Origin of the sequence: Mesorhizobium sp. Pch-S (assembly GCF_004136315.1) — a bacterium.
In the GTDB taxonomy this organism is placed as follows: Bacteria; Pseudomonadota; Alphaproteobacteria; order Rhizobiales; family Rhizobiaceae; genus Mesorhizobium.
The window spans coordinates 5,489,572-5,501,728 of the sequence record NZ_CP029562.1 but is presented as its reverse complement, the minus strand read 5'-3'; the positions used below and the strand labels follow the sequence as shown (position 1 = coordinate 5,501,728).

14 protein-coding genes are annotated in these 12,157 nt (G+C 60.4%); 4 read left to right on the top strand and 10 right to left on the bottom strand.

Annotated features, from left to right (window positions below):
- Window positions 1–9 precede the first annotated feature (9 nt).
- Window positions 10–348: a TIGR01244 family sulfur transferase gene (locus tag C1M53_RS25745; protein WP_129414812.1), complete on the top strand. Its 339-nt coding sequence runs from the start codon at window positions 10–12 to the stop codon at window positions 346–348.
- Between the two features lie 146 nt (window positions 349–494).
- Here C1M53_RS25745 and C1M53_RS25740 read toward each other — a convergent pair whose 3' ends face one another.
- Window positions 495–1,703 (bottom strand): MFS transporter, encoded by a 1,209-nt coding sequence (locus C1M53_RS25740; RefSeq protein WP_129414811.1) that lies wholly within the window; start codon window positions 1,701–1,703, stop codon window positions 495–497.
- Between the two features lie 102 nt (window positions 1,704–1,805).
- Here C1M53_RS25740 and C1M53_RS25735 point away from each other — a divergent pair, with 102 nt between their 5' ends.
- A complete protein-coding gene (locus C1M53_RS25735) occupies window positions 1,806–2,762 on the top strand; it encodes a LysR family transcriptional regulator (RefSeq protein WP_348630010.1) in 957 nt (318 codons plus the stop codon).
- A 151-nt stretch (window positions 2,763–2,913) separates the two neighbouring features.
- Here C1M53_RS25735 and C1M53_RS25730 read toward each other — a convergent pair whose 3' ends face one another.
- Complete coding sequence (locus C1M53_RS25730; RefSeq protein ID WP_129414810.1) at window positions 2,914–3,384, bottom strand: Lrp/AsnC family transcriptional regulator; 471 nt, start codon at window positions 3,382–3,384, stop codon at window positions 2,914–2,916.
- A gap of 121 nt (window positions 3,385–3,505) precedes the next feature.
- Here C1M53_RS25730 and hppD point away from each other — a divergent pair, with 121 nt between their 5' ends.
- Window positions 3,506–4,618, top strand: coding sequence for a 4-hydroxyphenylpyruvate dioxygenase (gene hppD / locus C1M53_RS25725; RefSeq protein WP_129414809.1), 1,113 nt, complete (start codon window positions 3,506–3,508; stop codon window positions 4,616–4,618).
- A gap of 32 nt (window positions 4,619–4,650) precedes the next feature.
- On the opposite strand, the gene C1M53_RS25720 is transcribed toward hppD, so the two are convergent.
- From C1M53_RS25720 to hmgA, 5 genes are all read right to left on the bottom strand, one after another.
- Window positions 4,651–5,187, bottom strand: coding sequence for a DinB family protein (locus tag C1M53_RS25720; protein WP_129414808.1), 537 nt, complete (start codon window positions 5,185–5,187; stop codon window positions 4,651–4,653).
- A gap of 41 nt (window positions 5,188–5,228) precedes the next feature.
- Entirely contained in the window at window positions 5,229–5,696 is a 468-nt protein-coding gene (locus C1M53_RS25715; protein WP_129414807.1) for a hypothetical protein, read from the bottom strand.
- A 17-nt stretch (window positions 5,697–5,713) separates the two neighbouring features.
- A complete protein-coding gene (locus C1M53_RS25710; protein ID WP_129414806.1) occupies window positions 5,714–6,727 on the bottom strand; it encodes a fumarylacetoacetate hydrolase family protein in 1,014 nt (337 codons plus the stop codon).
- Window positions 6,728–6,737: 10 nt separating this feature from the next.
- Window positions 6,738–7,091, bottom strand: coding sequence for a DUF1428 domain-containing protein (locus C1M53_RS25705; RefSeq protein WP_129414805.1), 354 nt, complete (start codon window positions 7,089–7,091; stop codon window positions 6,738–6,740).
- Between the two features lie 84 nt (window positions 7,092–7,175).
- Entirely contained in the window at window positions 7,176–8,489 is a 1,314-nt protein-coding gene (gene hmgA / locus C1M53_RS25700; RefSeq protein ID WP_129414804.1) for a homogentisate 1,2-dioxygenase, read from the bottom strand.
- A 226-nt stretch (window positions 8,490–8,715) separates the two neighbouring features.
- On the opposite strand from hmgA, the gene C1M53_RS25695 reads away from it, so the two are divergent.
- Window positions 8,716–9,231 (top strand): MarR family transcriptional regulator, encoded by a 516-nt coding sequence (locus tag C1M53_RS25695; protein ID WP_165358239.1) that lies wholly within the window; start codon window positions 8,716–8,718, stop codon window positions 9,229–9,231.
- On the opposite strand, the gene C1M53_RS25690 is transcribed toward C1M53_RS25695, so the two are convergent.
- The 3 genes from C1M53_RS25690 to C1M53_RS25680 all read right to left on the bottom strand — a co-directional run bounded on the left by C1M53_RS25690 (window position 9,158) and on the right by C1M53_RS25680 (window position 12,050).
- Window positions 9,158–9,661 carry an HPP family protein gene (locus tag C1M53_RS25690; protein ID WP_129414802.1) on the bottom strand — a complete coding sequence of 168 codons (504 nt, stop codon included), beginning with the start codon at window positions 9,659–9,661 and terminating at the stop codon, window positions 9,158–9,160. The genes C1M53_RS25695 and C1M53_RS25690 overlap by 74 nt on opposite strands.
- 155 nt (window positions 9,662–9,816) lie before the next feature.
- A complete protein-coding gene (gene tdh, locus C1M53_RS25685; protein WP_129414801.1) occupies window positions 9,817–10,851 on the bottom strand; it encodes an L-threonine 3-dehydrogenase in 1,035 nt (344 codons plus the stop codon).
- An 11-nt stretch (window positions 10,852–10,862) separates the two neighbouring features.
- Window positions 10,863–12,050, bottom strand: a complete 1,188-nt coding sequence (locus C1M53_RS25680; RefSeq protein WP_129414800.1) for a glycine C-acetyltransferase — start codon at window positions 12,048–12,050, stop codon at window positions 10,863–10,865.
- Window positions 12,051–12,157: the final 107 nt, after the last annotated feature.

Genomic DNA, 12,157 nt, shown 5'->3' with positions numbered 1-12,157 from the left:
AGCCACCTCATGAACATCCGCCAGATTTCCGACGCCTATTCCGTCTCGCCGCAGATCAGCGTCGAGGACGTCGCGGCGATCAAGGCCGCCGGCTTCAAGAGCGTGATCTGCAACCGCCCCGACAATGAGGACCCTGGCCAGCCGAGCGCCGGCGAGATCAAGGCCGCCGTCGAGGCCGCAGGGCTCGAGTTCCGTTGGGTACCGGTCATCAGCGGCCAGATGACCGCACAGAATGTCGACGACCAGGCCGAAGCTCTGGACGCCCTGCCCGGACCGGTTTTCGCCTATTGCCGCTCGGGCACGCGCTGCACCAATCTCTACGCTGCCGTGCAGCAGTCGAGGGGCTGACACCCAAACCAGATGGTCTTGCGGTCGCAACCCGTGCAAGACGTGGGTTTACGGATCCTCTGTCGGGGGCTCCAAGTGCCGCCGAGGGATACGCCCGAAGCAATTGCCTATTCCTGCAGATGTGTACGAGCGTCTTCGCATGTTTGTCAGCAGGCGCGCGACAATGCCCTGTTCATTGCGAAGAGCACTCCGACAAAAGTGAAGACGAGAATCGCGAGGGCGATCAGGGGAAAAGCACCTGTACCGGTGCGGTCAAGCATGACGCCCCCAACGACACCGCCAGCCGCAACTGCCGTGTTCCAGCCGGTGGTGTACATGGCCTGGGCCACGTCAACAGAATTGCCGGCGAAGCGAGACAAAGCCGTCTGCGTGATCGTCGCGAAGCCGCCGACGGCCAGCCCCCAGACGATGACGATGGGATAGATCATCTGCGCAACGTCACCCCAGAAGGCGAGCAGCACAGCAGCGACCGCGAAGGTCAGGACACTTGCCAAGGCAAGGGATTGGAGGCGGCGATCCACAAGAGCGCCCACGACCCACAAGCCCGCGATGGACCCTAGGCCGAAAATGAACAGGATGACATCCACGTTCCCCGACAGACCGGAGGGTTGAAGCAAGGGTTCGATGTAGATGTAAAGAACGTTGTGGGCGACGACGAAAGTGAAGACCACGAACAAGACAGCCCGAATGCCGGTCGTCAGAAACACGCCGATCAACGACTGACGCTGTTCCCTCGTCTGGCCAGCAAAATCCGGCACGACAGCGATCACCCATATGATCAGCACCAGCGACAGAACGGTCATCAAGCCGAAGGCACCTTGCCAGCCGATGATCCGGCCGAGCAATGCTGCAAGCGGAACGCCAAGCACCAGCGCAATGGCCGCACCAGCGCCCGAGATCGCAATCGCCCGCCCACTCAAATGGGATGGCGACATGCGGACCGCATAGCCAGCCAGCAACGACCAGACGATACCGCCCAGGACGCCCGCGAAGAAACGGGCCACCATTGAAATGGTATAGTCATCGGACAGCGCCGTGACGAGGTTGACGACGGCAAAGCCGGAAATTGCGGTGAGCAGAAGAGGACGACGACGCATCCCCTGCGTCAGAAAGGTAACGGGAATGGCAGCGACAAGCGCGCCCACCGCGTAGGTGGTGATGAACTGACCCGCGAGGCTTTCGGACACGTTCAGACCTTGAGCGATGGAGGAAAGCAGGCCGGCAGGCATGATTTCGGTCAGAAGTGTAATGAAGGCGGCTGTCGCGAGTGCGAGCAGCCCGCCGAGTGGCAGACTTTGCGGCGATGCCGCGGAAGTATCGCGACCGGCAGCGCCAGCATTCGATGTCGATGTCATTGAGCAAACTCTTCTGGTGTTCTGCAAGACAGCGCCCACCTCCGCATCCGAACGACACGGGTGAAGCGGCTCGCCTTCTCCTCGTGGCAAGATAGGCGCTTCATGAGTCCGGAAAAATTGGATGCAATTCCTATCACTTGTGAATATTTGTCGTGCATGGCGAAGGCGATGGACCAGCTCGGGGCGTTGAGCGCATTTATCGAAGCAGCGGATGCCGGAGGGTTCACCGAGGCCGGTCGCCGTCTCGGCCTTTCTGCCTCTGCTGTCAGCAAAGCGGTGATGCGGCTTGAGGAACGGCTGCGCACGCGGCTTTTTCACCGCTCCACGCGCAGCATCACACTCACCCCCGAAGGACGCCTGTTTCTGGAACGGTGCCGGCGGATCGCGGCGGAGATGGAAGCAGCGGAGCTCGACCTTGCACAGCTTCACGATGCTCCACGCGGCAAGCTGAAGTTCAGCCTACCGTCCGCAGGCATGCCGTTCATGGAGCAACTTGCAGAATTCCAGAAGCGCTATCCCGACATCGAGCTCGACATGGACTGTTCGGATCGGCTGGTGGATGTGATCGACGAGGGGTTCGACGCGGTGCTGCGAACGGGCGATGGTTCAGATTCACGCCTCATGTCGCGCGTCATTGGCACCTACGGGCAGATGATCGTCGGAGCGCCCGACTATCTGGAGCGGCGCGGAACTCCCATGACGCCTGATGACCTAAGCGAGCACAGCTGCATCATGTATCGATCGCTGGCGTCGGGGAAACTCCTGTCCTGGCGTGTCGTTTACAATGGAGAACCGGTAGACCTCCCTCTGTCGCCTGCAACGGTCGCGAATGCACTGGAGCCGCAACTTGCCTTTGCCCGCCAAGGTGTCGGACTCGCCTGCCTGCCGGATTTCACCGTGCGGGACGACCTCGATAGTGGCAAGCTGGTGGCGGTGCTCGATCGCTACCTCACGGGAAGAACCACGTTCCGCGTGCTATGGCCGTCGAGCCGCCATCTGTCCCCGAAAGTTCGCGTCTTCGTGGATTTCGTTGCCGAGAACCTGCTATCGAAGCGATGAAAGTGGGAAGTGTTCGCACTTTTTCAGGAATGTAATTGCGCAACTCTTCGCGCATACCTGCCCGCAGTGCGGCAGAAATATAACCGGCTCGTCAGTGATCGGCAGAAACATGACGGCCGTTGTCGGAGTGCCGGCTCGCGGCTCTGTCGGGTCAGATCGGCAGCGCACCGGTCTCCTTCAGCGTCTCCAGAACGATCGCCGTTTTTACGTGTTGCACAGATTCGTGCGGCAGCAGCTCGTTGTTGACGAATTCCGACAATGATTTCAGGTCCGGCGTGACCACTTTGAGAATATAGTCCATCTCGCCGGTCAACGCGTGCGCCTCCTGCACCTCTGGCAGCCGCTTGATCAGTTCAGCGAAGCGGCGGGCATTGTCTCGGTTGTGGGTGGCAAGCGTCACGGTGATCACATTGACCAGAGAAAAACCCAGCCTGTCGCGGTCGAGCACGGCCTGGTAGTTGCGGATGTAACCCTCCTCCTCCAGCCGCTGCCGCCGCCGGGAACATTGCGATGCCGAGAGGTTAACGCGTTCCGACAGATCGTTGTTGGTAAGCCGCGCATCACCCTGCAAAAGAGCCAATATCTTGCGGTCGAATTGATCAATGCGCGTGATGTCAGCCATTTCTGCCTCGTTTATGCATGAATTGCGCACATTATCATCCATGCAGACTTCCGAATGCAAGCACCGTGCGAGCGCCCACGCCTATACTCACCGCAACTGGAGACGAACCGGAGGATTTGCCATGGGTCCCTTCCCGCACGACGCACCGCCCGCAACCATCAGTGAAGCCAATCCCGCCGGCACCGACGGTTTCGAATTTGTCGAATTCGCCCATCCGGAACCCGAGAAGCTCGCCGAGCTGTTCACCCGCATGGGCTACACGAAAGTCGCCACCCACAAGACCAGGAACATCTCGGTCTGGCGCCAGGGTGACATCAACTACGTCCTCAATGCCGAACCCGGCTCGCACGCCATGAAGTTTGTCGATGAGCACGGTCCATGTGCGCCGTCGATGGCATGGCGCGTGGTCAATGCCAGGCATGCTTTCGAACACGCCATTTCCAAAGGCGCCACGCCTTATGAAGGTACCGACAAGGCACTCGATGTTCCCGCCATTGTCGGCATCGGCGGTTCACTGCTTTATTTTGTCGAGAAGTACGGCGCCAAGGGCTCGACCTACGACACAGAATTCGACTGGGTCGGCGAACGCAATCCAAAGCCGGTCGGCGTCGGTTTCTATTTCCTCGACCACCTCACCCACAATGTCTACCGCGGCAACATGGACAAGTGGTGGGATTTCTACCGCGACCTGTTCGGCTTCAAGCAGATCCACTTCTTCGACATCGACGGCAAGATCACCGGCCTCGTCAGCCGCGCCATCACCTCGCCCTGTGGCAAGATCCGCATCCCGCTGAACGAATCCAAGGATGATACCAGCCAGATCGCCGAGTATCTTAAGAAGTACAAGGGCGAAGGCATCCAGCACATCGCGGTCGGCACCGACGACATCTATGCCGGCACCGACAGGTTGGCCGACAACGGGCTGAAATTCATGCCCGGCCCACCCGATACCTACTACGAGATGTCGCATGCCCGGGTGAACGGCCATGACGAGCCGATCGAGAGCATGAAGAAGCACGGCATCCTCATCGACGGCGAAGGCGTGTTGAATGGCGGCATGACCAAGATCCTGCTGCAGATCTTCTCCAAGACCGTGATCGGCCCGATCTTCTTCGAGTTCATCCAGCGCAAGGGCGACGAGGGGTTCGGCGAAGGCAATTTCCGCGCCCTCTTCGAATCGATCGAGCAGGATCAGATCAAGCGCGGCGTGCTGAAGGTGCAGGCTGCCGAATAGGCCGGTCGACAAGCCGGTTCAAAGGTCGAGCGTCAAAGTCCCAGGCGCTCGACCTCTTTTTTCCTGAGTTTGATATCGTAGTCGAGCAGGAACTCGTCGAGTTGCGGCGGCTTGACCGACGTGCCGGACAGCATGGCGTGCACCTGCCCGCGATGATGGATCTGATGCATGAACAGGTGCGCCAGCAGGTCACCGATACGCTCCGGAATGACGCCGTCGTCGCCCCTGTCGGTTTGTACGCGCCGATCAAGATCGGATCCGGCCAGGTCTTCGCAAAACGACAACAATCGCCGGTCGGTCTCGGCCTGGACGGCAGCCAATCGGTCAGGCGTCTCGAAATCCGTCCAGCCGTCAAAGACAGCAAGCCCGACACCACCTTCTTCCACCATATCGAGATAATAGAGATCGACCGACAGGACGTGGTTGAGCGTCGCCTTGATCGACGGAAAGAAGCTGGTGCGCCCGGCTTCGAACTCGCCCGGGTTCAGTGCAGTCACGGCACGATAGAGGCGGTCGTTCGACCACAGATTGTTGCCAGCCATGCGGCGAAGGTGATCGAGTAGCTGCATCGCTCCAATCCGTGCATCGAGATGCCTGCCGTCAACGCAGGTTATTTAGCCGACAGCTCGCTGTTTACACGCTGCTGTATCTTCGACTGCATGTCCTGCATCGTCGTGCCGAACCCCGCAAAATATGCCGCGTTGAACGATTTCAGCTTGCCCATGATCGAAACCGCCTCGGGCGTGCTGTTGAACTTGATCAGGGCCTCGAGTTCCTCGACCGTGTAGGTCTGGCTCGCAGCCTTGATCATTGCCTTTTCCATCTGCGGCCTGACAGCAGAAACTTCTTCGCTGACGATTTTCGCCAGCTGGTCACGCTTGCCCTGCGGCAGGGCGTCGCCGCCCATCGCAGCCATCATCGGGTTGACGAAATCCGGCCCAAGGATGGAATCCAGCATGTTCTGCAGCGCCGGCAGCTTCATGTAGCGCTCGGCCAGCGCAGCCGTTTCCTGCTGCGCCAGCGCGGGCGCAAGAGCGAGAAGCAGGATAGCAGCTGCCGGCAGGAACCGATTGCGCATTCCGCTCTCCCCTCTGGTCAGTGCTGGTATTTTTCCACCTTCTGCTCGATGGCGCCGAAGATCGAATGCCCGGCCTTGTCCTTCATCTCGATACGCACCGTGTCGCCGAAATGCAGGAAAGGTGTTTTCGCCTCGCCGCTCTCGATGGTCTCGATCATACGCTGTTCCGCAATGCAGGAATAGCCGGAGCCGCCTTCGGCGACAGGCTTGCCTGGACCACCGTCCTTCTTGTTGGAGATCGTGCCAGAACCAATGATGGTCCCCGCTGAAAGTGGGCGGCTCCTGGCTGCGTGCGCGATGAGGGCCGGGAAATCGAATGTCATGTCGATGCCGGCATTGGCGCGACCGAACGGCTTCCCGTTGAGATCAACGCAAAGCGGGAGGTGCAGCTTGCCGCCATCCCAGGCATCGCCGAGTTCATCCGGCGTGACCGTCACCGGCGAAAACGCCGACGAGGGCTTCGACTGGAAGAAACCGAAACCCTTGGCCAGTTCAGGCGCCGTCAGCGCGCGCAGCGTGACGTCGTTGACCAGCATGACCAGGCGGATAGCCTCGCGCGCCTGATCCGTATTCGCCCCCATCGGCACGTCGTCGACGATGACGGCAACCTCGGCTTCGAGATCGATACCCCAGGCCTCGTCAGCCATGCGGATCGGATCGCGCGGCGGGACGAACGCGTCCGACCCGCCCTGGTACATCAACGGGTCAGTCCAGAAGCTTGCCGGCATTTCGGCATTGCGTGCCTTGCGCACCAGTTCCACATGATTGACGTAGGCCGAACCGTCGGCCCACTGGTACGCGCGCGGCAGCGGCGAATGCGCGTCGTGCTCATGGAAGCGCTCCGAAGGCACCGAACCGTGCTCGAGCGACTCCGACAACGCCGCCAGATGCGGAGCGATGCGACGCCAGTTGTCGAGTGCCGCCTGCAGCGTCGGCGCCAGAAACGAAGCATCGGTCAGGCGCGTCAGATCACGGGACACGACGACAAGCTTTCCGTCGCGTGTCCCGTTCTTCAAGGTGGCAAGCTTCATTCAATTCCCCTTATCGTTCCATGAAGACTTTGAACCCACCATAGATCAGCCGTCCCATATAGGCAGGCATATTTTGCATGCCAGGCTGCAGACGGGGGTCCGCCATCACTTTCCCCATCACCTCGTCGCGGTGCTCGCGCGATTTGTAGGTGACGTAGGAAAATACAATTGTGTCTCCTGCTTCCTTCTTCACTGCAAGCGGGAAAGAGGTCTGCTGGCCATCAGGCACATCATCGGCCTCGGCCTCGACGTAGGACAGAGCGCCATGCTCCATCCATACGGTGGCGGCGAGGTCGACGTTCTTCCGGTATTCCTCCCACTCCGCCTGCGGCACCGGCAGAACAAAGCCATCGACATAGGTCATGATCCATCTCCTCCAAGGGTTTTGACGATCATAGGACGAATACGAGCCGCCGTTTCCGACAACGGAGCCGAATAAATTGACTCGCTAGCTCCAATCCCCTTCCGGCGTGCCGTTGAAGCGTTTCTTAAGGTCCTTCCAACAGTCGATATAGTCTTCCTGCAGGGTCGGCAGCTCCGCACCGTAGCGACTCAACATCTGCGGGAAGCGTGTTTCGAACATGAACGCCATGGTGTGGTCGAGCTTCACCGGTTTCAAGTCAGCCATAGATGCTTTTTCGAAGCCGGGAGCATCCGGGCCATGCGCCAGCATCATGTTGTGCAGGCTCATGCCTCCCGGAACGAAGCCCTCTTCCTTGGCATCGTACTGGCCATGGATCAGGCCCATGAACTCGCTCATGATGTTGCGGTGATACCAGGGGGGACGGAAGGTGTTCTCCGCCACCAGCCACCGCGGCGGGAAGATGACGAAATCGACATTGGCGGTGCCTTCCTCGCCGCTTGGCGCCGTCAGCACCGTGAAGATCGACGGATCCGGATGATCGAAGAGGATTGCTCCAACCGGCGAAAAGGTAGTGAGATCATACTTATACGGCGCATAGTTGCCATGCCAGGCGACAACGTCGAGCGGCGAATGGCCAAGTTCCGTGACGTGGAATGAACCACACCACTTGACGATCAGCCGGCAGGGTTTCTCCTTTTCCTCGAACCATGCGCAGGGCGTCTTGAAGTCACGCGGGTTGGCCAGGCAGTTGGCGCCGATCGGGCCGCGGTCAGGCATGGTGAACTTGGCGCCGTAGTTCTCGCAGATATAACCTCGCACCTCCGGATCAAGCAGTTCGACCTTGAACACCAGCCCGCGCGGCAGGACGCAGATCTCGCCCGGCCGCATCTCGATGACGCCCATCTCGGTAACGAAATTCAGCCGGCCGACCTGCGGCACCACCAGCATCTCGCCGTCGGCATTGAAGAAATGATCATCGACCATCGACGTGTTGGCGACATAGACATGAGCCGCCATGCCACTTTGCCCGAGGGCATCGCCGGCCGTCGTCATGGTGCGGATGCCGGCGATGAAATCGGTCGGCTCCTTCGGCATCGGTGTCGGGTTCCAGCGATACTGGCCAAGCGCCAGTTCATGGTCGCCGACATTGGGAGCGGTCTTCCAGAACGGATAGCTCGCGGCCTTGAAGCGTCCGGTGTGCTTGACGCTCGGCCGGATCCGATAAAGCCAGGAGCGCTCGTTCGTGCCGCGCGGCGCTGTGAAGGGCGAGCCCGACAACTGTTCGGCATAAAGCCCATAGGCCGGCCGTTGCGGTGAGTTGCGCCCTTGCGGCAGCGAACCCGGAAGCGTCTCGGTTTCGAAATCATTGCCGAAACCCGGCATGTAGGAAAAGGCCAAGGCATCCTCCCTTGATTGACCAAACTGGTTACATCTGTAACCATCGAAAATGTAACTATCAACGGCTAGCGCATGACCCCGAAAATCGGACCCGATTTTCGGAAAGGCAGGGTGACATACGTCACCCGTCATGCGCCAAATCAAAATGTTAGAGCGACCTTTGCGCGTCCAAAGGACGCGCGGCGCTCTAAGTCAATGTCGTTGAAGCTCAACCGGAATGCGCGCCATGGCAAGTCAAGACGACGTCCTCGAACTGGAAACTTTCCTGCCCTACCGGCTCTATCATCTGGCCGATCTGGTCAGCCGCGAGTTCGCGCGCATCTACAAGGACCGCCTTGGCCTGACACGCCCGGAATGGCGCACCCTGTCCGGGCTTGGCCAGTATGGAACCATGACTGCCAGGGAACTCGGTCAACAGTCTGCGATGCACAAGACAAAGATCTCGCGTGCCGTGGCCGAACTGGAGCGGCGACGCTGGCTGATCCGCACGCCTGACGAGAAAGACAGGCGCATCGAGCACCTGGCACTGACCAAAGCCGGCCTTGCCGCCTATTGCGAAATGGTACCGCTGGCGAAGGCGTTCGAACGGGAACTACTGTCGCGGATAAAAGAGCCTGGGCGTGGCGCGCTGACCGCGGCACTGGACGCAATCGAGGCCGCCCTGTCCCTCACTCCACCCGACGTGGATAATGAAAGCGCGGCGGCAGGCGGTGGTGGACGACGCCGAGCCCGACCAGACTGATCGAGCCGATCAGGATCGTGCCGAACAGTGAGGCGCTTTGCAGCGGTGCAGCGATCGCAATCAGCGGCACCGCGCCGGCCGGCGGATGGGTGACACGCAGCATCGACATCAGGGCGATCGCTACGCCGACAGCCAGGGCTGCCACCGTCCAGCTCCCCGGGAGTGCCAGGGCGGCCGCAACACCCACGATCGTTGCCAGAAGATAGCCGCCGAAGACATTGGCCGGCTGCGCCAGCGGGCTGGCCGGCTGGCCAAAGATCAGCACCGCCGTCGCGCCTAGCGGCGCCAGCAGCAGCGGCAGGTCGGTCAGTGCGGCAAGGCCGCCGACCGCTCCGATGCCGATGACAGCGCCCAGGCCGGACTTTGCATGCGAAAGCGGATGGCTGGATGGCTCATGACGTGCGGTAAAGGTGCGGATATGGCGGCGCATCGTCGGAATTCCGGCTCTTACAACATCACCCCGGGCATCGTTCCGATCCTCGGGGCGAGAGCTTGCACGATAAGGTTGCCTGCATTAGCAAATCGGCCAACAGGGCGGCAACAAAACTTATTCGAAAAATATCCACTGGCAAGAAAAAATTTTTCCTACCAATCCATCACGACCTTGCCGGAATTGCCGCTGCGCATGGCATCGAAGCCCGACTGATAGTCGTCAATGCCGATACGATGGGTGATCAGTCCGCTGACATCGAGCGGTCCCTGCACCAGCGCGATCATCTTGTACCATGTCTCGAACATCTCGCGGCCGTAGATGCCCTTGAGATGCAGCATTTTGAAGATGACCTTGTTCCAGTCGATCTCGAATCCGGTCGGCGCGATGCCGAGAATGGCGATCTTGCCGCCATTGTTCATGGTGTCGATCATGTCGCGGAAAGCAACGGCCGAGCCCGACATCTCCAGTCCGACGTCAAAACCCTCGGTCATGCCTTCGTCATGCATGACATCGCGCAATTTTTCCTTCGAGGCATCGACGACATGGCGCACGCCCATCTTCCTGGCCAGCGCCAGGCGCGTCGGGTTGATGTCGGTGATCACGACCTTGCGCGCACCGACACATTGCGCCACCAGCGCGCCCATGATGCCGATCGGCCCGGCGCCGGTGACCAACACGTCCTCACCGACCAGGTCGAAGGACAGCGCGGTATGGACTGCATTGCCGAGCGGATCGAAGATCGCGGCAATTTCGTCGGGAATGTCATCCGGGATCGGCACGACATTGTGCTGCGGGATGGCGACATACTCGCCGAACGAGCCCGGCCGGTTGACGCCGACGCCAAGCGTGTTGCGGCACAGATGGCCCCTGCCCGCCCGGCAATTGCGGCAATGACCGCAGACGATATGGCCTTCGCCCGATACGCGCTGGCCGACCTTGTATTCGGTGACGGCGGAACCGACATCGGCAATGGTGCCGACGAATTCATGTCCCGTCACCATCGGCACAGGCACCGTCTTCTGGGCCCACTGGTCCCAGTTGTAGATATGGACGTCCGTGCCGCAGATCGCCGACTTCTTGACCTTGATCAGCACGTCGTTGGGGCCGATCTCGGGAACCGGCACACGCTCCATCCAGATCCCGGGCTCGGCTTTTGCCTTCACCAGCGCACGCATCATGTTGGACATTCGTCTGTTCCTCAGGAAATGATGCCGAGTTCCCGGCCAACCTCGGCGAAAGCCGCGACCGCGCGATCGATATCGGCGGTGGAATGCGCCGCCGACATCTGCGTGCGGATGCGCGCCTGTCCCCTGGGCACGACGGGGAACGAAAAGCCGATGACATAGATGCCGCGCTCCAGCATCCTGGTGGCCATCTGCTGCGCCAGCGTCGCATCGCCAAGCATCACCGGGATGATCGGATGGTCGGCACCGGCAAGCGTGAAACCGAGCTTGCTCATCGAGGAGCGGAAATGCGATGCATTTGCGTAGAGCTTTTCACGCAATGCATCACCCTTTTCGATGATGTCGAAAACCTTGAGCGATGCGGCTGCGATCGCGGGCATCAACGTGTTGGAGAACAGATAGGGCCGCGACCGCTGGCGCAGCCAGTCCACCACCTGCCGCTTGCCGGACGTATATCCGCCGGAGGCGCCGCCCAGTGCCTTGCCGAGCGTGCCGGTGATGATGTCCACCCGTCCCTCGACACCGCAATGCTCGGCCGAGCCGCGGCCATGCTTGCCGACAAAGCCGACGGCATGGCTGTCGTCGACCATGACCATCGCGCCATATTTCTCGGCGAGATCGCAGACGCCCTGCAGATTGGCGATGATGCCATCCATCGAGAAGACACCGTCGGTGGCGATCAGCTTGAAACGGTTGCCTTCCGCTTTCTTCAGCTCTTCCTCGAGCGCTGCCATGTCGTTGTTGGCATAACGGAAGCGCTTGGCCTTGGAGAGCCGCACGCCGTCAATGATCGAAGCATGGTTCAGCGCATCCGAAATCACCGCGTCTTCCTCGCCGAGCAGCGTCTCGAACAAGCCGCCATTCGCGTCGAAGCAGGAGCCGTACAGGATAGTGTCTTCCAAACCGAGGAAGGATGAGATCCTGGCTTCGAGCTGCTTGTGTTCTTCCTGCGTGCCGCAGATGAAACGAACCGAAGCCATGCCATAACCATAGCGGTCCAACGCCTTCTGCGCCGAAGCGCGCAGCTCCGCATTGTCGGCGAGGCCCAGATAGTTGTTGGCGCAGAAATTCAGCACTCTCTCGCCAGCCACTTCGATTTCGGCCGACTGCATGGACGAGATGACCCGCTCGGATTTGTAGAGGCCCGCCGCCTTCAGGCCGGCCAGTTCAGTATCGAGATGGGCGAGAAAGCTGTGGGTCATGAACGACGGTCTCCCTGAGGCCGGCAAGGCATACTGCGACGCGCGGGCCGGAAGCTAGCATAAAAACGACCGGCGCAACTGCCGTTTCCTTCGCGGCACACCTCGTT

Coding starts and splice junctions, on each gene's coding strand:
- C1M53_RS25735 (WP_348630010.1), top strand. CDS start 1,806: ATGAGTCCGGAAAAATTGGATGCAATTCCTATCACTTGTGAATATTTG.
- C1M53_RS25680 (WP_129414800.1), bottom strand. CDS start 12,050: ATGACCCACAGCTTTCTCGCCCATCTCGATACTGAACTGGCCGGCCTG.
- C1M53_RS25705 (WP_129414805.1), bottom strand. CDS start 7,091: ATGACCTATGTCGATGGCTTTGTTCTGCCGGTGCCGCAGGCGGAGTGG.
- C1M53_RS25740 (WP_129414811.1), bottom strand. CDS start 1,703: ATGACATCGACATCGAATGCTGGCGCTGCCGGTCGCGATACTTCCGCG.
- C1M53_RS25690 (WP_129414802.1), bottom strand. CDS start 9,661: ATGCGCCGCCATATCCGCACCTTTACCGCACGTCATGAGCCATCCAGC.
- C1M53_RS25710 (WP_129414806.1), bottom strand. CDS start 6,727: ATGAAGCTTGCCACCTTGAAGAACGGGACACGCGACGGAAAGCTTGTC.
- C1M53_RS25745 (WP_129414812.1), top strand. CDS start 10: ATGAACATCCGCCAGATTTCCGACGCCTATTCCGTCTCGCCGCAGATC.
- hppD (WP_129414809.1), top strand. CDS start 3,506: ATGGGTCCCTTCCCGCACGACGCACCGCCCGCAACCATCAGTGAAGCC.
- tdh (WP_129414801.1), bottom strand. CDS start 10,851: ATGTCCAACATGATGCGTGCGCTGGTGAAGGCAAAAGCCGAGCCCGGG.
- C1M53_RS25695 (WP_165358239.1), top strand. CDS start 8,716: ATGGCAAGTCAAGACGACGTCCTCGAACTGGAAACTTTCCTGCCCTAC.
- C1M53_RS25720 (WP_129414808.1), bottom strand. CDS start 5,187: ATGCAGCTACTCGATCACCTTCGCCGCATGGCTGGCAACAATCTGTGG.
- C1M53_RS25715 (WP_129414807.1), bottom strand. CDS start 5,696: ATGCGCAATCGGTTCCTGCCGGCAGCTGCTATCCTGCTTCTCGCTCTT.
- C1M53_RS25730 (WP_129414810.1), bottom strand. CDS start 3,384: ATGGCTGACATCACGCGCATTGATCAATTCGACCGCAAGATATTGGCT.